Raw genomic sequence first — 18,303 nt, 5'->3', positions numbered from 1 at the left:
CCGTTTATTTTTGGCGAACTCATTGTCTGGAGGCTCCGTTTGGAGCATTCAGCGATTTCACTCTTTAACTCACTTTTTTCACTTTTTCGCCGGGACTTGGCAGCGTTACCAGCTCAACCCGGCATATTCCCGAACTCATGAAGAAGACATTTCTGACGATTGCTGCGGCGCTGATGCTCACGGCTGGCTTGCCTTCACTGGTTTCCGCTCAAACCTCGGCTGTTACCAATGCCATTCTGAACCAGCGGAGCGGATTGTTGGACAAGGCGCGGGTCGACATCGACAAAGCCATTGTTAACGAGAAGACCATCGGCAAAGCCAAGACTTGGTATACGCGGGGCGAAATCTACCAGGGTATGATGGATAGCCCCATTTATTCCAAGCAGTTGCAACCCGGTGAGGGTGTGCAGAAGGCCTATGAGTCGTATGCTAAGACCATTGAGTTGGATACGAAAGACGGCGAGTTTGGCAAGCAGGCAGTAGCCAAGATGGATAATCTGTATGGTCACGCTTTCAATGATGCCGTGAACAGCTACAATGCCAAGGAGTACGACAAGGCAATCGAGAATTACAAGCTGGCTTCAAAAATTAAGCCCCAGGATACGACGGCAGTGCTTTACTCGGCTTATGCTTCAGAAGCCAAGCAGGATTATGCGGGTGCGAAGGCTAGCTACAATCAACTGCTGGGCATGAACTATAAGTCGGTTACCTTGTACTCGCGTCTGTTTCAGATGGCTAAGCAGCAGAACGATAATGCTGAAGCAGCTAAGGTGTTGCAACAGGCCTTGGTTGCGTATCCAAACAACAAAACCTTCATGTTGGAGGATCTGAACGTTTCGCTGGCTTCGGGCCGTGGTGAAGAAGCGCTCAACAAAATTTCGAAGACAATCGCCGCTGACCCCACTAACTCGAACCTGTATGCGGTTCGCGGTTCGATGTACGACCAGCAAAAGAAAACGGACTTAGCACTAGCTGATTACCGTAAGGCCGTTGAACTGGACCCGAATAATTTCGACGCGCAGTTCAACCTTGGTGTATACAACTACAACAAGGCTGCTGATGCTTACACTAAAGCCAGTAAGATGGACTTGAAAACGTATCAAACATCGGGAAAGAAATTCGAAGCTGACGGCAAGAAGTACTTTGAAGCTTCGGTGCCATATTTTGAGAAGGCACTCCAGCTTCAGCCCGATGACCGGAACACGCTGACTTCTCTGCAGAAAGTATATTTCCGCTTAGGTCGGACTGCTGACTCTGAGCGTTTGAATGCAAAGCTTCAGTCCCTCAATAAAAAGTAGTCGACTGATTGCTGCTAGTAGGGGAAGCCCGTTCACTTAGGTGAGCGGGCTTTTTTTATTGTTAAAGGGACATTCGCGTTTATAATTTAACATAATATAAATTATAAGACATAACTCGATTTGTTTTTCGCGTGCTCAAGAGAATTGGTAAGCCTTCTACTGAACTGCTTAAATCAATTTTGTATAGGGTGTCTTCGTCTGTCGCTTTTGTCAAGAGTTAATCCAGCACAAGCACCGTGGTGTCTGGCGCAGAAAGTTTGTTTTTTTATTTACGTATCCGTGTTAAATGCTGTATGGCGGGTGCTAGTGCCTGCGTGGCAGACTGTATTGTATGGGTGGGTAAATTTGTGGGTGGCAGTTGGTGAAAGATTATGAGAGTAAAACAGCAACGATTATGTTAATCCTTTGCTTCATTTATCTCCTACTTACTTAATAGCTTATAACGATTCTCAGTGTCAATACGACTTAAGGTTTAACATGTGCTCTAAGGTTTAGTATTTCATGCTCCTCTTTTGGGAACTAATTCATCGGTATAAAAAAGGTTAAAATTTACAATATTTTTGTGCTTTAATGTGCTTATAACATTTATTGCTCTGAGTCCATATTTTATTAGTAGCAATATTACTACTGAGTGCAGATGCTGTATCTTTCGGCACAAAAGTAGCGTAAGAAACTAAAGCTGCTGAAAACTCCAACATGCATGTCAGTATTAAGTTGTAAAAAATACACCTGCTGACGATTTAGCACTGCGGCACGTACTTTAGAATACTAGCAAGTACTTAAAAGTACAAAATGTTTCTTAAAAATAAACTTTTTTTTACCAATAAAATGCCTAAACTGATTGATTACCCTAGGACGAATTATACTGGGGCTTGGGAACTAGCCGAAGTTGTTGATGACACCGGTGGCAAATGTGCTATCGATACAGCAGCCCGAAAACTAAACCGAAAGGTGAGCGGGTCCTTCAAGGCAATCATTGGCTCCGCAGTGAAGTTTGGACTCATGACCAGTAAGAGAGAACTGCTGAGCACAACTACCCTATTTAAGCGCATTAAACATGCCTATGATAAACAGGAAGAACTGCAGTTTCACAGAGAAGCCTTTTTAACTCCACCCCTCTTTACGCAGATATGCAGAAAATTCCGGGGCCGGGAACTGCCTATCCAAATGCTCGACGTGATGCTTATAAGAGAGTTTGGAGTAGAAGAAATTAACGCACAAGGCGTGGCCAAAGCCTTTGTAGAAGGCTGCCGTATGTGTCTGCTGCTCGACGACCACAACATCATGGCGGATATAGATGCACTGAATGCTCAACGACCACCACGCCGCGAAATAGCTAGCCCAATCCCAACTGCAAACAACTTCAATCAGGCAGCAACCAGTATACCAACAGGCTACCAAAGCCAGAACAACCTTTACGACCTCCTTGCAACGCCAACACCCGCAAATAAGCAAACTGATGAGCCAAGCAATTCTACCGGAAACACCCAGCAGCCCGAGAACTACAACTCCAAACGCCCAGAGGATGATGCAATAGCGAATCTATTCGGCTTTGGGAGGGCTCAAACCCAAGAACCTACCGAAACAAATGAATCAACGGTATTGCCCGAACGTTCGCACACCACGCCAGCGACCTTCTCTAATGGCGACTTACAACATGATGAGCCTATCGTCACCGCAATGAAGAAGGCTCCTACACCGCCTGCCCAAGATACCGGCCTGACGGGTTACCGCCTAAGTATCACTGGTCCGGGAGTCAGCACATCATTGGATGTAACCCACGAAGACGACATAGCTATTGCTATTGCCTTACTGGAGAAAATCCGCCGGCAAATACGCGCTACACAATAATATGTAAATAAGTATGGCTCCCAAACCTAACTATTGTGCTAGATTTGGGAGCCATACTTATTTCTTTAAGAAGAGACTCTTAAGCCCCGAGAAGATGCCGTGTATTGGGCAAACGGTGTCTTTCGCGTAAGACTTCGATAACCTCCTGCATCGGCAAATTCGCGGCTGCCATTAAGACCAATAGATGGTACAGAAGGTCAGCAATTTCACCAGGCAGACTCTCACGGTGGCCTGCAACGGCATCAATTACTGTTTCGACTGCCTCCTCTCCTACTTTCTGGGCGATTTTAGGCATCCCTTTCTTGAAAAGCGAAACAGTATAGGACGAAGGACTACGCTCCGGAAAAGACTTACGTTCTTGTATCAGGCGTTCTAACTCAGCCAAGAAACCAACTGGCACCGACGGCACCGCAACCTGGTCGGCCTGCTCAAAGCAACTGACCGTACCCCGGTGACAGGTAGGCCCGGCAGGAATTGCCCGAATCAGGACGGTGTCCGCGTCACAATCGATGTGCAGACTAACGACGCTCAAGTAATTGCCGCTGGACTCGCCCTTCGTCCACAGACGGTTTTTCGAGCGTGAAAAGAACGTCACTCGCCCTTCCCGTTGCGTTTGGGCCCACGCCTCGGCATTTAAGTACCCCAACATGAGCACCTGCCCGGTAGCAGCATCCTGAATAATGGCTGGTGCCAGACCGGTTTGGGCGTCGAAACGCAAAGTAGCTAGAGAAGGAGGTAATGAGCTCATGAACACAAAACGTTGAGGAAAACGGTAAGAAGCAACAAGGAACTATTGCCGAATTGGGATACCAGCTGCGTGTAGGTATGACTTAAGGGCTGGCAATGCAGTTTCATTGAAGTGAAAAATACTGGCAGCTAAAGCAGCATCGGCCCCTCCCTGCTCAAAAACTGCCGTAAAATCAGCCGGCTGGCCAGCTCCACCGGAAGCAATTACCGGAATTGCGACTGCATCACTCACGGCCCGCGTCAGGTCAAGGGCGAAGCCTGATTTCGTACCGTCGTGGCTCATCGAAGTCAATAGTAGCTCCCCAGCACCCAAATCAGCAGCTTCACGGCACCAAGCTACGGCTTCGCGACCGGTAGCCACAGTACCTGCACGAGTCATTACCTGCCATTCATTTGCAACGAGCCGGGCATCGACGGCTACCACAACGCATTGAGAGCCGAAACGCCGGGCCAACTCAGCAATGAATGCCGGCCGGGCCAATGCCGCGGAATTGATGGACACCTTATCGGCTCCACTCAACAGCAGGGATTCCACATCAGCCACGGTGTTGATGCCGCCACCCACAGTGAAAGGAATATCTAAGACACGCGCAACGTTGCGCACCAGCTCGGTAAGAGGCTGACGGCGCTGATTAGTCGCTGTAATATCGAGAAACACCAATTCGTCGGCACCTTCACGGGCGTAACGTTCGGCCAAGGCCACAGGGTCACCAGCATCGCGGAGGCCCTCAAACTGGATGCCTTTCACCGTTCGTCCATCCCGAACATCCAGGCAGGGAATAAGTCGTTTCTTAACCACGTTACAGTATTTATGGCTGGTTTATCACAAATGAATAACCTTATAAAAAAGGGAGTAAGTCCGGTAGAACAATGGTTCCTTCGTAAAGAGCTTTCCCAATAATTGCACCATACATTCCTGCTTCAGCCAGGGCCTCAAGGTCGGCAATGGTCGTTACACCACCACTGGCCACAAAGCGGGCGGCAGGAAATTCAGCAACCAATTGGCGGTAAGTAGCCAACGAAGGCCCCTGCAACAACCCGTCTTTGCTTACGTCGGTGCAGATAAATGTACTGGCTCCGGCAGATAGGTAGCTTGCAATAAAGCCTGACAATGTTAAGGTACTCTGGTCAGCCCATGCATTAACAAGGATGTACTCTCCGCGAAAGTCAGCACCAATAAAGATGGTGTCAGCACCGTGTTGGGCAAGCCAGGCTTGTACCGTTGCAGGCTCACGCACTGCTAGGCTCCCGGCTGTAGCATGGGCCGCCCCAGCCTGTAAGACCTGAGCCAAAGCCTCCGCCGTTTGAATCCCGCCGCCAGCATCAATCTCCAGTGCAGTTTTGCTTGCAATAGATTCCAGTACCGACAGATTAATGGGATGGCCGGCGCGGGCACCATCGAGGTCCACCAAGTGCAGACGGCGCAACCCGGCATCGGCAAAGCGTTGGGCTACGGACACGGGGTCGGTGTCGTAGGTTGTCTGACGGCTGAAGTCGCCCGCGCTGAGGCGGACACACTGGCCATTGATAAGGTCGATAGCAGGAATAATCTCCACGGAAGAAGCGGGAAAGCGAGCTGAATTATAGAGCCAGAAAGTTGGACAAGATGCGTGTGCCTACTGCACCACTTTTCTCGGTATGGAATTGCACACCGTAAAAGTTATGGTATTGCACGGCAGCGCTGAAAGGCGCAGGATGAGAAGCCTGGGCCGTAGTATAGGCCCCAACGGGTGCATAGTAGCTGTGGACAAAGTAAACGTGGTCAGCCTCCGTTAAACCGGTAAACAAAGGCCCTTGCAGCGCTTGCAGATTGTTCCAGCCCATGTGCGGGACTTTGTGGTGAGTATCGGGTACAAAGCGCTGCACTTTAAAGGGCAACAGTCCCAACATGGACGTGTTGTTTTCTTCGCTGTGCTCACCGAGCAACTGCATGCCCAGGCAAATGCCCAGAAACGGCTGAGTAAGGGTGGGCAACACCAAGTCCAGTCCAGCGGCCCGCAAAGCTTCCATTGCTGACGACGCCTCCCCTTCACCGGGAAACAAGACCTTATCGGCTTTACGAAGAACTTCCGGGTCAGCCGTCAGGACAGGGCTAGCGCCCAATCGTTCTAATGCAAATAGGACGGACTGAACGTTTCCACCCTTATAATCCACAACTGCTATTTCCATTGCACGAAACTTAGTTATTGCACAAATGGACAACAAGCGATATTATTCATTTGTACAATGTGTTGATTATTACAAAATGCCCTTTGTGCTGGGAATACCCGTAGACTCGTCTCGCTGCAGAGCCATTTTGATGGCTTTGGCGACGGCCTTGAAAATCGCCTCTATCTTGTGATGCTCATTGTCGCCGGTGCAGGAGATATTCAGCGTGGCGCGGGCATTGTCGGTGAACGACTTGAAGAAGTGAAAAAACAATTCGGTAGGCAAATCCCCTACCCGCTCGCGCTTGAATTCTGCCTCCCAAACCAGCCACGGCCGGCCCGAGAAGTCAATAGCAGCTTGCGCCAGAGCCTCGTCCATTGGCAATAGAAAGCCGTAGCGAGCCAATCCACGCTTGTCACCAAGTGCCTGCGAAAAAGCAGTGCCCAGTGCCAGTGCCGTATCTTCTACCGTATGGTGCTCGTCAATATGCAAGTCGCCTTTTACACTAATGTGTAAGTCTATGCCGCTGTGCCGGCCCAACTGCTCAAGCATGTGGTCAAAAAATCCCAAGCCAGTATGTATGTCCGTTTGGCCAGTACCGTCGAGGTTTAGACGAATAGCAATTTGAGTTTCGTTGGTGTTGCGCTCAATGACGGCAATGCGGGCGGGATACCGAAGAAAGTGGTAGAGAGCGTTCCAATCGGTGGTGGTCAGCGCAACGCTGGGGTTGGGTTCCTCTCCTATCAAAATTGCCTGGCTTCCCAGATTCGCGGCAAGCTGCACATCGGTGAGCCGGTCGCCGATGACATAGGAATTAGCCAGGTCATAGTCATTGGCGGGGTCGAGGTAGCGGCCCAGGAGTCCAATGCCTGGTTTGCGAGTGGGGAGGTTTTCGTGCGGGAAGCTGCGGTCGATGAGCTCAGCAGCAAAATGCACGCCTTCGCCCGCCAGAATATCGAGCATGAGCTGATGCGCGGGCCAGAAGGTATCTTCGGGGAAGCTGGCCGTGCCCAGGCCGTCCTGATTGGTCACCAGCACCAGTTCGTACTCCGGCAGGTCGCGGGCAATACGCGCCAAGCCACTGATAGCTCCCGGCAGGAACTGAAACTTATCGGGCGTGAGGCCGTCAATCTGCTGGCTGGGTTGCGGCTCAATCAGGATGGTCCCGTCGCGGTCGATGAAAAGCGCCTTTTTCAAATCAGTATTGGTTAATAGGTAAGCAGCGAAAACGCAGATGATTTACTCAGCAGCAACAACAAGGGGCTGCCCCACTCCTGCCAACTGGCTGATTTCATGGAGGGCCGCTACCAGCCGGGTGTTCTCGTCGGGGGTCCCGACGGTGAGACGCAGGCAGCCGGCGCAGCCGGGCTGGCTAGTCCGGTTGCGTACCACGATTCCCCTTGCCTGTAGCTGGTCGTAGACGACCGTTGCATCCATCGTGAAGCGCACGAGGAGAAAGTTGGCATCCGAAGGAAAGATGTGCTCAACGATGGAAACTTGCGGCAGGTGCTCAAGCAGCCAAGTCCGGCCGGCCAACAGCTCGGCGCGCATTTCAGACAGGCTGGGTGCTGCAGCCAGGGCAGCATGCGCGTGCTGCTGAGTGGCGGCCGAGATGTTATAGGGCGGCTTGATTTTATCGAAGTAGGCAATGAGCGCCGGCGCCGCATAGGCGACGCCCAGCCGCAGGCCAGCCAGGCCCCAAGCTTTGGAGAAAGTTTGGAGTACTACCAGGCGCGGAAACTCGGCCAACCGGGTGGTCCAGCTGGGGGTATCGGCGAAGTCGGCGTAGGCTTCATCGACCACTACGAGGCCTTTGAAGCTGCGCAGAATGGTCTCCAGGGCTTCGAGTGCGAGCAGGTTGCCGGTGGGATTATTGGGCGAGCACAGGAAAACCAATTTTGCGGTGGACGCGGCCAGCGTCTGGGCCGCATTGGCCGGAAGCTGAAAGTCCGGAGTGAGCGGCAGGCGCTCCACGCGGACATCATTAAGGTTGGCTGCCACCTCATACATGCCGTAGGTGGGCGGGCAGATGACGATGCTATCCTGACCGGGCGTGCAGGTGAGGCGCACTAACAAATCAATGGCCTCATCAGAACCGTTGCCCAGAAAAATCTGGTTCGGAGCAACGTCTTTTAACTTTGCCAGGGCTGTTTTGATGGCACGCTGATGCGGGTCGGGGTAACGGCTAAAATCGTCGGGCCCGACGGAACCAAGGCTATTTTCGTTCGCATCCAGCATCACCGGAGCCATGCCTTCGAACTCATCCCGCGCCGAAGAATACGCCTGCATTCGCTCCACGCTGGGACGGATAAGGCCGGCGTAAGGATTTGCTGCAGTAGCTTCTGTGGCGGCGGGCGTTGCTTCAGCCTCCGTGCTCAGGGCAGCCAAGCGGACCGATACGGCCCGGGCGTGTGCAGCCAGCCCTTCGGCTTCGGCCATGGTTTCTACCACCGGGCCAATGCCCCGCAGCCCGACGGCGGTGAGGCGCTGGAACGTGATTTTTTTGACAAACGAATCGAGCGAAACGCCGCTGTATTGGCGGGCATAGCCACTGGTGGGCAGCGTGTGGTTGGTACCTGAAGCATAATCGCCGACGGCTTCGGGCGTGAGGTGCCCCAGGAATACGGAGCCCGCATTGGTTACCCCGGCGGCCAGCGCCTCGGCGTTATCGGTCGCCAAGATGAGGTGTTCGGGGGCGTACTGGTTAGAGAAGGCCAGCATAGCGGCAGCATCCGGCAGTAGAATAGCGCGGCTGGTCTCCAGAGCCTGAGTGGCTACATCGCGCCGGGGCAGCGTGGCCAGCTGGCGCGTGATTTCCACCTGAACCTGCTCTAATACTAGGCTCGAGTCACTCAGTAGTATTACTTGCGAATCGGGCCCGTGCTCGGCTTGCGAGAGCAAATCGGCGGCTACAAAGGCCGGGTTGGCACTGGAATCAGCAATTACCAGAACTTCTGAGGGACCGGCGGGCATGTCAATCCCGACGCCAAATTCGGCAGCGGCCAATTGCTTGGCAGCCGTTACGTAGCGGTTGCCGGGACCGAAGATTTTATCCACCGCTGCTACGGTTTCGGTACCAATGGCCAGCGCGGCGATGGCCTGCGCGCCGCCGGCTTTTACCACTTTCGAGATTCCCAGCAGCTGCGCCACAAACAAGATAACCGGGCTTACCGAGCCATCGGGTTGCGGCGGGGTACAGACCACTACTTCCGGGCAGCCGGCCAGTTGGGCCGGCACACCCAACATCAGCAAGGTGCTGAACAGCGGCGCCGAGCCGCCCGGCACGTACAAGCCCACGCGCTGCACCGGTACCGCCCGCCGCGAGCAGACTACGCCGGGTGCGGTTTCGAGGCGTAGCTCCGGCTCGCGCTGGGCGGCATGAAAGGCTTCGATATTGGCTTTGGCCTGACCAATTGCGGCTTGCAGCTCGGCCGGAACCTGAGCGGCGGCGGCCGCAAACTCGGCTTCGGAAACCAAAAGCCTGGTGAGCGTGGCTTTATCCAGCTCACTGGCCAGCGACAACAAGGCAGCATCGCCGCCGGCACGTACTTGGTCAAAAATAGCGCGGACGCGGGCCGCAACCTGAGGCGCTTCGGCCGCAGCCGGGCGCTGGAGCAGTGCGGACCAGGCGCTGGGGGCGGGATTGGAATAGACCTGCATGACTAGGAAATCATTTTTTCGATGGGCAGAACCAGGATGCCTTCGGCACCCACAGCTTTCAACTGGCTGGTGATGTGCCAGAAATCGTCTTCCTGCACCACCGACTGCACCGATACCCAACCAGCTTCCGCCAGCGGCGTGACCGTGGGCGACTTGATGCCCGGCAACAGGCGGCGCACTTCCTCAAGGGCCGTTACGGGGGCATTCAGCAGGATGTATTTGCTGCGCTTGGCCCGGCGCACGGCCTGCATGCGGAAACGAAGCTGCTCCAACAGGTCGGTTTGCTCGGCCGTGAGATTGGGTTGGGCGATGAGCACGGCTTCGGAGCGAAACACGGTTTCGACCTCGCGCAGGCCGTTGCCCAGCAGCGTCGAGCCACTGCTCACGATGTCGCAGATGGCTTCGGCCAACCCAATGCTCGGCGCAATTTCAACCGAACCGCTGATGGTGTGCAGGGTAGCCTGCACGCCTTGCCCGGCCAGGTAGCGGCCCAGAATATTGGGGTATGACGTGGCAATGTTCTTGCCCTGTAGTGCCTCGATGGATGGATAAGCATCGGCACGCGGCACAGCCAGGCTCAGGCGGCACTTGCTGAAGCCTAGGGCTTCGACTTCAAGGTTGGGGTAGCCAGCTTCAACGAGCACGTTCTGGCCCACGATGCCGAGGTCGGCCACGCCGTCTTTCACATAACCGGGGATGTCATCGTCGCGCAGAAACAGGATTTCAAGCGGAAAATTGGTGGCTTCCGTTTTGAGCTTGTAGGAAGTACTCAGGAAGTTGATGCCGCATTCGCGAATGAGGGCAAGGGAATCCTCGCTCAGGCGACCGGATTTTTGAATGGCTAAACGGAGCATGGAATGGGGTAACAACGGGCCGGACCTCAGCGAAGGATACGCGTGCATTCGGTGCCATCACAACGACTGGCAGCGGAATTTCCCGAAAATTGAGAAGATGAGTCCGGCGCAAACGCACTCCGGAACGCGGCGGCGGAGGCGCGGGCGGCCGGTGCTAGCTTAGCACCCGGCGCGCAGCCCGGCCCCCCACAGATGGTGGTGATGATGCACGCCCACAACGGCCCCGTTCGCAGCCGAAACGGCTAGCATAAGAAAGCAAAACGGGAAAGCAGGAGCACTCATTTCGGCAGCAAAGGTAATTCGGAATGGCAAACGGGCAACCCCAACGAAAGGTTTTGTAAGAAGTTATCACTGGTGCCTGTATGCGGATGACGTTCTTGTGCTCCAATTGATGCGGCCTTCCAAACTGCACAGGCTATTTTGCAGCCGCGCAATACTCCTTGTTTTCATGAGCCTCCTCCCCGACTCTACCCGCTTCACGGCTGCCCTGGCGCAGTTCGATGCCATTAATGCGGAAGACCCCAACCAGGATTCGGACGCTGCCGGCCGCCACTGGCCCAAAGAGCTGTTGTATGCCTACCGCATGAGTGCCTGCCTGGACCGCGTGGCCCCCGCCGCTCCGGAGGCGCTGCGACTGGCCGCCCGCTGCCAGCACATCCGACGCTGGGCCATTCCGCGCCAGAGCTTTCCGATGACGCGGCCCGGCTACCACCAGTGGCGCAACTCGCTCAAGCAATACCACGCCGAGCAGGCCGGCCAGGTGCTGGCGGCAGTGGGCTACGATGCTGCAGTTATTGCCCGCGTACAGGCCCTGGTGCAAAAGCAGCAGCTAGCTCAGGACGCCGACGTGCAGCTGCTCGAAGATGTCATTTGCCTGGTTTTCCTGGAGTATTATTTCCTTGATTTTGCCCGGCAGCACCCCGAAGAAAAAGTGATTGACATCGTGCAGAAAACCTGGCGTAAAATGACGCCGCAAGGCCACGAATGGGCCTTACAGCTTCCTTTGGTGCCCGAAGCGCAGACGTTGGTGGCGAAGGCCCTGACCTGATTTAAACCACGGCATCCTCGCGCCCCACGCCCACCACCCAGCCCACTACAATCAGCGCGGGATAGGTGATGCCGTGCGCCGCCACCAGCGCGGGCAGGTTCTCGACCCGGCCAATGGCAACTTTTTGCTGCGGCAGCGAGATGTGCTGCACCACGGCGGCCGGGGTATCACCTTTCCCCATTTCGAGGTAGGTAGCGGCGATTTCGGCGGCTTTTTTCAGGCCCATGTAAATAACCACCGTGGCGTTGCTCTGCATGGCCAGGCGCAGGTCGGCGGAGAGCGCGCCGTCCTTTTTGGTGCCGGTCACCATCCAAACCCCCTCGCTCACCAGGCGGTGGGTAAGCGGAATGTCTTCAAAGCCCAGTGCCTGCATGCTTGAAATGCCCGGCACGTAGTGCGTAGCAATGCCGTGCGCCCGGGCAAACAACACCTCCTCAAACCCGCGCCCGAAAATGAAGGGGTCGCCCCCTTTCAGGCGCACAACCCGACCATGGCTACGGGCCTTTTCCAGAATCAGGCCGTGGATGGTTTCCTGCGGCGTGTACTCGCCATAGGGCTTTTTACCCACGTAAATGCACTCGCAGGCGGCGGGTGCCAGCGCCAGCAGCTCCTGGTTGGCCAGGTTGTCGTAAAGGATAACGGCAGCGGTTTGCAGCACTTTGTACGCCTTAATTGTCAGCAGCTCCGGGTCGCCAGGGCCCGCCCCGACGACGAATAGCTCAGGAATGATTTCGCTCATAAGCATCTGGTTAGGTAACGCCCCGTGCTAGTCTTTTTGCCCGGCTGGGTGGCTGGATGAGGCTCCCCACCGGGCAGCGGCCAGCGCTCCGGCGGCCAGCAGCGCCCCCATGGCCACGGCCCGCCAGCGCCGGGTGGCAGGGGCCACGTAGCCGGAGCCGCCCGCGAGGCCAGCCGTTACGGCATCGAGAGCTTTTACTTTTTGGGCAAAATCGCCGGATAACTGCTGGCGGATGGCAGGCATCTTTTGCAGCACGGCATCCAGCTCGTCGGGCAAGGCTGCTTCCAGCACGGCGCGCAGGCGCTTGGCCACCGTAGGCGATTGCCCGTTGGTAGACACCGCTACTTTCAATGCCCCTTTCTGTACGACTGAAGACAGGTAAAAATCGCACTGCGCGGGCGTGTCGGCCACGTTCACGAGGAGGCGACGGGTACGGGCGGCGGCTTTGATGCGGCGGTGCAAGGCCGGGTCGTCGGTGGCGGCAAACACGATGTCGGCCTCGTCCAGGTAGGCATCGGAATAGGCCCCGACATGCAGGCGCACCGCGGGGTGCCGGGCGGCCAAGTCGCGCAGAGCGGGCAAAAACGTGAGGCTGACCACGGTCACGGCCGTTTTGGGGCTGTTGCGCAGAATGGCGCTCAGTTTTTCAAGGCCCACGTTGCCGCCGCCCACCAGCAGCACCCGGAGCTGCTCCAGCTTTAGAAAAACGGGAAATAAGGGATTGGCGACGGACATTCTTTTAGGGGGTGTTAAATTGAACAGCATGCCAGTCACGACGCCACCCGCGCATCGGTCCCAACGGCCGCCAACGGCTCCTGCCACCATTCAAAATCGGCCGCGGGAGCCTCGCAGGTGGGACAGACGTAGGCGGCCAGTACCTGCCAGGCAGTGCCCGGCATGATGCCCTGCGCGGGGTCACCGTAGACCGCATCATACACGCTGAGGCAGTGGCGGCAGCGAGGCAAAACCACCGCGTTGATGGGGGGCACCGTCAGCGTTTCATCGGCGGCAATGGGCGGCAATTCTTCCGATGGGACGGTGCCGAGCTGGGCGTAAAACTGATGGCAAAGCTCGGCCAGGTACCAGCCCAGGCTTTCGCGTTGCACCAGCTGGCGGAAGAGGATAAAGTCGCGGGAATTGGGGTTGAAGTCGCGGGTGTGCAGGATTTCATACTGCTCGCTGGCCCGCGTCGCCTGCCGCCGCACGATAATGGAGCCGAACAAGCCGGTCTGGGGGCGGGTTTTGATGGCGAAGCTGAGCTGGTAGGTACGCACGTCTTCCTCGTTGAGGTGGCGTACCAGCTCGTGCTTGAGGGCCAGGCCCTCGGGGCAACGGTCTTCCACTTGCCAGTTCAACTCGTTGGCGGCGTGGCGCACATTGATGCGATGGCCGCAAAGCACGGCATCCCAACGCGGCCGGTCGGCAGGTGCGATGCCCTTTATTACCAACGACTTCCACGGCGTGGTGCACACCTGTCCCACACGCGTGTGCAGACAGACCTGACCCAGCGCCTTCAGAAAAGCCACCGCAAACAGCTCGTCGCGGCGGTAAATGCCCAGCCACAGCTGCTGCCCGGCCCGGTTGAAGCCTTCGTAATAGGGCAGCGTGAACGCGGGCAGCACCAGCGGGGTTGTTACGGGCTGTTGCACCAGCGGCAAGGCGGCGCTGACTTGTGCATAGAGCCAAGCCCCGGCCAGCTCCGACGCAGTTGCTGGCCCCATGCCACCCAGCACGTAGCGCTCAATGGCAGTGCTCAGCGCGGCTAAGTCCTCGGAGTATACCAGCTGCGGCCAGGCATAGAGCCCACCAGAGCGGGGAAAACGCACGTACAGATACCAGTAATTGGGGGTATCGGAGGCAATAAAATTGAGGTGACCGGTGAAGAACGGCACGAAGCTCTGACGGCTGTCGACGAGGTTGATTTTCAGGCGTGGCCGGTAGTCAAACAGGTCCAGAATGTCCCGGTAAACGCCTTCGCGCAGCCAGGCAGCATTATAAAACACGTCTTCGCCCACGTAGGAGCTCACGATGTTGGGATAAGCCTCCGGGTCGGTTTCGCCCAGCAGGCCGGCCGTATTCAGCGCCTGCAACAAGGCTTTGCAGCGGGCCGGCACCACCGCCAGCAGCAACTGCTGGCGGTGCCCTAGCTGCACCTGCTCAACACCGGCTTCCTCGGCAGCAGCCAACACGGCCAGCAAATCGCCGGCGGGGATGATGCCGCCGGCAAAGTTTACGGCAATGGTGGAAGTTGAGGAATCGGAAGAAGACATTTTCAACGAAATGATAAGCTTAAGCTGAGACTGAAGGTCCTGCTGCGTGCAGCAGGACTGTTCCATGGGCAGTTGGCGCGGGCACCACCCCGGCCAGCGCCACTAGCTCCGCCGCCAAAATCTGCTGCACCTCGGGGCGGCAGGAGCCGCAGCCGGTACTCGCGCCGGTAGTGGCGCACAGCTGCTTGAGGTTGTCGCAGCCCGCAGCTATGGCTTGGCGCAGGTTGTCGGCACCCACGTTGTTGCAGCTGCACACCAGCTTGCCCAGCACCGGCGCGGCTTTGGTGCCGCTACGCAGCAGCTGAAGGCGCTTGTCGCTGAGCTCGGTTTTGTTGGCAATCAGGTCGCGGAATTCCAGGAACTCACTTTTGTCGCCGATGAGAATGGCGCCCACCAGCCGGTCCTGGTGGATGATGCACTTCTTGTAGTAGCGCTTGGCCTTGTCGATAAACACAATTTCCTCGTAATCCGTCGGATTCGGGCACTCGGGCAGGCCGATGCTGCACAGGTCGAAACCGTGAATTTTGATGATGTTCATGAAGGTGCTGCCTTGGTAGCAGCTGCCCACGTCGCCGCTCAGGTAGCGGGCCAGCACCGCGGCCTGCTGTTCGGCGGCGGCCGTGATACCGTAGAGCGTGCCTTCAAACTCAGCGATTTCACCCAGGGCAAATACGTTGGGGGCGGAGGTTTGCAGGTGAGCATCGACCACCACGCCGCGGCGACAGGTCAGGCCACTGTCGCGGGCCAGCTCCAGGTTGGGAGCCGTGCCGATGGCCATTATCAGGGCGTCGCAGTTGATGCGCCGGCCACTTTTCAGGCCCACGCCCGTGAGGCGGGTGCGGCCGTAGAACAGTTCCACTTCGTCGTTGAAATAGAGGTCACAACCCTGGTCCACCATTTCGTCCTGCAGCAGCTGGCTGCCGAGCGGGTCGAGCTGACGGTCCAGAAACCGCGAAATGCGCTGGATGATGCTCACTCTCGTGCCCACCTCACGCAGCGAAGCCGCCATTTCCAGTCCCAGCAGCCCGCCGCCCACAATGACGACGTGCGGGTTGGACGGCAGATGGTTTTTGAAACTGTCGGCATCGGTGCGGCTGCGCATCGTGAAAATGCCGGGCAGCCTGGGCACGTTGCGCGGCACCGCTGCCCGGCTGCCGGTAGCCAGGATGAGTACGTCGAAGTCGGTGCGCAGCCCGCGTGAGTCCAGCACGAATTTCTCGTCCCGATTGATGGTTTCCACGCTCACGCCGCGCAGCAGCCGGATGTTGTAGGCGGGCTCCTCGGCGTCCTGCATTTTCACCAGCTGCGCCCAGTTCTGGTGCCCGCTGATGTAGTCGGGCAGCATCACGCGGTTGTAGAACGGGAAATCTTCCTTGCTAAAAATCGTGATGTCGTCGTCCTGGTTCAGCTCGCGGTACGATTTCACGAAGCCAAACGCCCCGGCCCCCGCCCCCACCACCACAATACGCTGCCTGGGCTTGCGGTACTTCAGCACCTGCACCGCACAGAACTTGAAATCGGGTTCCTTGGAAATGGGGTCAATGGTACCGGATGTTACGTTGTTGGCCCGGTTGAGGTCGGAGCCCAGGCTGCGGCCCCAGTGCATGGGCAGCAGCACCACGCCCGGCCGGATGGCGGCTGAGAGCCGCGCCGCTACCCGTACCTCGCCCCGGCGCGAGCTTACCACCACCAGGTCGTCCTCGCGCACGCCCAGCGACGCCGCGTCATCGGGGTGAATTTCGAGAAACGCCCGCGGAATGTGCTGCCTGAGCTTGCTCACCTTGCCGGTTTTGGACATGGTGTGCCATTGGTCGCGGATGCGGCCGGTGGTGAGGATGAAGGGGAAATCCGCATCGGGCGCTTCACTGCGGAAAGCGACTGCCACCGGCTGAATCCGGGCCCGGCCGCTGGGTGTGGCAAACTGCTGGTCGGTGAACAACCGGGCCGTTTCGGGTGCGGCCTGCCCGGCGCGGTAGGGCCATTGCACCGAGCACCGCGCCCGCAGCACCGCGTAATTCAGACCCGAAATGTCGAGTCGGGTGCCGGCCGTCAGGCGGGTATGCTCCTGGTAAATGGCCTCGGTATTGGCGAAATCGAAGCCCGCAAAGCCCATGGCCCGCGCAAAGCGGCAGATGATTTCGGCATCGGGCAGGGCCTCGCCGGGCGCGTCTACTACCTTAGCCAGGTGGCTGATGCGACGCTCCGAGTTGGTCATGGTGCCTTCCTTTTCGGCCCAGGCGGCAGCGGGCAATATCACGTCGGCGTAGGCCAGCGTTTCGGGCTGGTTGCTAATTTCCTGCACCACTACGAATTTAGCTTTGGCCAGCGCGGCTTCGGCCTGGCGCACGTTGGGCAGGCTGGTAAGCGGGTTGGTGCAGAGTATCCAGATGGCTTTGAGGCGGCCGTCTTCCAGGGCCTCAAACATTTCGGTGGCCGTGTAGCCCGGCGTGGCCGCCAACGGCCCGCTGCCCCAGAACTGCTGCACCTCGGCCCGGTGCGCGGGATTGGCCAGGTCGCGGTGAGCGGGCAGCAGGTTGCTCAGGCCGCCTACTTCGCGCCCGCCCATGGCGTTGGGCTGGCCCGTGAGCGAGAGCGGCCCCGCGCCCGGCCGCCCAATCTGGCCGGTTATCAGGTGCAGGTTCAGCAAACTCAGGTTTTTGTCAACGCCCACAGCGCTCTGGTTCAGGCCCATGGTCCACATCGACAGAAACGCCCGGGCCGACCCGAGGTAGCTTGCCGCCAGCCGAATATCAGCCTCCGGCACGCCGCACTGCGCAGCCGACTCGGCCAGGGGCCGCGCCATAACAATTGCACGGTAGGCCTCAAATCCTTCGGCATGCTGCTCGATGAAAGCCAAATCAATATCACCAGCCTCAATCAGGGCTCGCGCCAGGGCTTGGTGCAGCACCACATCGGTGCCGGGGATGAGCTGCAAATGCAGGTCGGCCAGGGCAGTAGAATCGGTGGCGCGCGGGTCTACCACAATGACTTTGGTGGCGGGATTGGCGGCTTTGTGGGCCTCCACGCGCCGCCACAAAATGGGGTGGCACCAGGCCGGGTTCGCACCCGTGATGAGGAAACAGTCGGCCAGTTCGATGTCGTCGTAGCACACCGGCACACTGTCTTCGCCCAACGCCATTTTGTAGCCCACCACCGCGCTGCTCATGCACAGGCGGGAATTGGTGTCGAGGTTGTTGCTGCCAATAAAACCCTTCATGAGCTTATTGAGCACGTAATATTCCTCGGTCAGGCACTGGCCCGAGGCGTAGAAAGCCACCGAATCGGGCCCGTAGCGCTCGATGAAGGTTTTGAATACGGCGGCGGTACGGGCCAGGGCATCGTCCCAGCTCACGCGCTGGAGCGGACGGCTTTTGCTGTAGCGCATCTGCGGATACAGCAGCCGGTCGCTCCGGTCGTTCACGGTGTATTGCAGGTTGAGGCCTTTGCTGCACAGCGCGCCCCGGTTCACGGGGTAGTCCGGGTTACCGGCTACGGTGACATCGCCGTTCTTTTCCGGCGTTATCAGCACCCCGCAGCCCACCCCACAATAACAGCAGGTGGAAGGAAGTGGAGCGGAATGGGTGGACATTGAATTTTCGGTCGGAAACCTCGCCCCGGCCCCTCCCCAGGCGGAAAGGAGAGCCAAGCGGCGCGGCTTATAAGTTAAAAAACGAAGCAGTCGTCAGGG

At 57.4% G+C, this 18,303-nt stretch carries 14 protein-coding genes; 3 read left to right on the top strand and 11 right to left on the bottom strand.

What is annotated here, in order from left to right; all coding sequences use genetic code 11:
* Positions 1–137 precede the first annotated feature (137 nt).
* Entirely contained in the window at positions 138–1,298 is a 1,161-nt protein-coding gene (locus J4E00_RS26030; RefSeq protein WP_208178276.1) for a tetratricopeptide repeat protein, read from the top strand.
* A gap of 828 nt (positions 1,299–2,126) precedes the next feature.
* A complete protein-coding gene (locus J4E00_RS26025) occupies positions 2,127–3,149 on the top strand; it encodes a hypothetical protein (RefSeq protein WP_208178275.1) in 1,023 nt (340 codons plus the stop codon).
* Between the two features lie 79 nt (positions 3,150–3,228).
* On the opposite strand, the gene hisIE is transcribed toward J4E00_RS26025, so the two are convergent.
* The 7 genes from hisIE to hisG form a co-directional block, all read right to left on the bottom strand.
* Entirely contained in the window at positions 3,229–3,897 is a 669-nt protein-coding gene (hisIE, locus tag J4E00_RS26020) for a bifunctional phosphoribosyl-AMP cyclohydrolase/phosphoribosyl-ATP diphosphatase HisIE (RefSeq protein ID WP_208178274.1), read from the bottom strand.
* A 42-nt stretch (positions 3,898–3,939) separates the two neighbouring features.
* Positions 3,940–4,695 (bottom strand): imidazole glycerol phosphate synthase subunit HisF, encoded by a 756-nt coding sequence (hisF, locus tag J4E00_RS26015; RefSeq protein ID WP_208178273.1) that lies wholly within the window; start codon positions 4,693–4,695, stop codon positions 3,940–3,942.
* A gap of 40 nt (positions 4,696–4,735) precedes the next feature.
* Positions 4,736–5,452 (bottom strand): HisA/HisF-related TIM barrel protein, encoded by a 717-nt coding sequence (locus tag J4E00_RS26010; RefSeq protein WP_208178272.1) that lies wholly within the window; start codon positions 5,450–5,452, stop codon positions 4,736–4,738.
* A 25-nt stretch (positions 5,453–5,477) separates the two neighbouring features.
* Positions 5,478–6,065 carry an imidazole glycerol phosphate synthase subunit HisH gene (gene hisH / locus J4E00_RS26005; RefSeq protein ID WP_208178271.1) on the bottom strand — a complete coding sequence of 196 codons (588 nt, stop codon included), beginning with the start codon at positions 6,063–6,065 and terminating at the stop codon, positions 5,478–5,480.
* A 69-nt stretch (positions 6,066–6,134) separates the two neighbouring features.
* Positions 6,135–7,241, bottom strand: a complete 1,107-nt coding sequence (hisB, locus tag J4E00_RS26000) for a bifunctional histidinol-phosphatase/imidazoleglycerol-phosphate dehydratase HisB (RefSeq protein WP_208178270.1) — start codon at positions 7,239–7,241, stop codon at positions 6,135–6,137.
* A gap of 42 nt (positions 7,242–7,283) precedes the next feature.
* On the bottom strand, positions 7,284–9,704 hold the full coding sequence (gene hisD / locus J4E00_RS30130; protein ID WP_317196674.1) for a histidinol dehydrogenase: 2,421 nt from the start codon (positions 9,702–9,704) through the stop codon (positions 7,284–7,286).
* 2 nt (positions 9,705–9,706) lie between these two features.
* On the bottom strand, positions 9,707–10,558 hold the full coding sequence (hisG, locus tag J4E00_RS25990) for an ATP phosphoribosyltransferase (protein WP_208178269.1): 852 nt from the start codon (positions 10,556–10,558) through the stop codon (positions 9,707–9,709).
* Positions 10,559–11,006: 448 nt separating this feature from the next.
* Here hisG and J4E00_RS25985 point away from each other — a divergent pair, with 448 nt between their 5' ends.
* The gene (locus tag J4E00_RS25985) at positions 11,007–11,606 is read left to right on the top strand and encodes a DUF4202 domain-containing protein (RefSeq protein ID WP_208178268.1); all 600 of its coding nucleotides are present in this window, start codon (positions 11,007–11,009) and stop codon (positions 11,604–11,606) included.
* A 1-nt stretch (position 11,607) separates the two neighbouring features.
* Here J4E00_RS25985 and cobA read toward each other — a convergent pair whose 3' ends face one another.
* The 4 genes from cobA to J4E00_RS25965 are packed head-to-tail and all read right to left on the bottom strand — an operon-like array spanning position 11,608 to position 18,204.
* A complete protein-coding gene (gene cobA / locus J4E00_RS25980) occupies positions 11,608–12,345 on the bottom strand; it encodes a uroporphyrinogen-III C-methyltransferase (RefSeq protein ID WP_208178267.1) in 738 nt (245 codons plus the stop codon).
* 27 nt (positions 12,346–12,372) lie between these two features.
* Entirely contained in the window at positions 12,373–13,080 is a 708-nt protein-coding gene (locus J4E00_RS25975; RefSeq protein ID WP_208178266.1) for a bifunctional precorrin-2 dehydrogenase/sirohydrochlorin ferrochelatase, read from the bottom strand.
* Between the two features lie 35 nt (positions 13,081–13,115).
* Positions 13,116–14,615 carry a rubredoxin gene (locus J4E00_RS25970; RefSeq protein WP_208178265.1) on the bottom strand — a complete coding sequence of 500 codons (1,500 nt, stop codon included), beginning with the start codon at positions 14,613–14,615 and terminating at the stop codon, positions 13,116–13,118.
* Between the two features lie 19 nt (positions 14,616–14,634).
* Positions 14,635–18,204: a nitrate reductase gene (locus tag J4E00_RS25965; protein WP_208178264.1), complete on the bottom strand. Its 3,570-nt coding sequence runs from the start codon at positions 18,202–18,204 to the stop codon at positions 14,635–14,637.
* Between the last annotated feature and the right edge of the window lie 99 nt (positions 18,205–18,303).

Source organism: Hymenobacter negativus (assembly GCF_017571495.1).
Taxonomy (GTDB): domain Bacteria; phylum Bacteroidota; class Bacteroidia; order Cytophagales; family Hymenobacteraceae; genus Hymenobacter; species Hymenobacter negativus.
The sequence above is the reverse complement of the archived record's forward strand: the minus strand, read 5'-3'. Positions and strand labels throughout refer to the sequence as shown.

Bases quoted from the DNA above. Each gene is read 5' to 3' on its own strand.
- J4E00_RS26030 (WP_208178276.1), top strand. From the start codon at position 138: ATGAAGAAGACATTTCTGACGATTGCTGCGGCGCTGATGCTCACGGCT.
- J4E00_RS26025 (WP_208178275.1), top strand. From the start codon at position 2,127: ATGCCTAAACTGATTGATTACCCTAGGACGAATTATACTGGGGCTTGG.
- hisIE (WP_208178274.1), bottom strand. From the start codon at position 3,897: ATGAGCTCATTACCTCCTTCTCTAGCTACTTTGCGTTTCGACGCCCAA.
- hisH (WP_208178271.1), bottom strand. From the start codon at position 6,065: ATGGAAATAGCAGTTGTGGATTATAAGGGTGGAAACGTTCAGTCCGTC.
- hisD (WP_317196674.1), bottom strand. From the start codon at position 9,704: ATGCAGGTCTATTCCAATCCCGCCCCCAGCGCCTGGTCCGCACTGCTC.
- hisG (WP_208178269.1), bottom strand. From the start codon at position 10,558: ATGCTCCGTTTAGCCATTCAAAAATCCGGTCGCCTGAGCGAGGATTCC.
- J4E00_RS25985 (WP_208178268.1), top strand. From the start codon at position 11,007: ATGAGCCTCCTCCCCGACTCTACCCGCTTCACGGCTGCCCTGGCGCAG.
- cobA (WP_208178267.1), bottom strand. From the start codon at position 12,345: ATGAGCGAAATCATTCCTGAGCTATTCGTCGTCGGGGCGGGCCCTGGC.
- J4E00_RS25975 (WP_208178266.1), bottom strand. From the start codon at position 13,080: ATGTCCGTCGCCAATCCCTTATTTCCCGTTTTTCTAAAGCTGGAGCAG.
- J4E00_RS25970 (WP_208178265.1), bottom strand. From the start codon at position 14,615: ATGTCTTCTTCCGATTCCTCAACTTCCACCATTGCCGTAAACTTTGCC.
- J4E00_RS25965 (WP_208178264.1), bottom strand. From the start codon at position 18,204: ATGTCCACCCATTCCGCTCCACTTCCTTCCACCTGCTGTTATTGTGGG.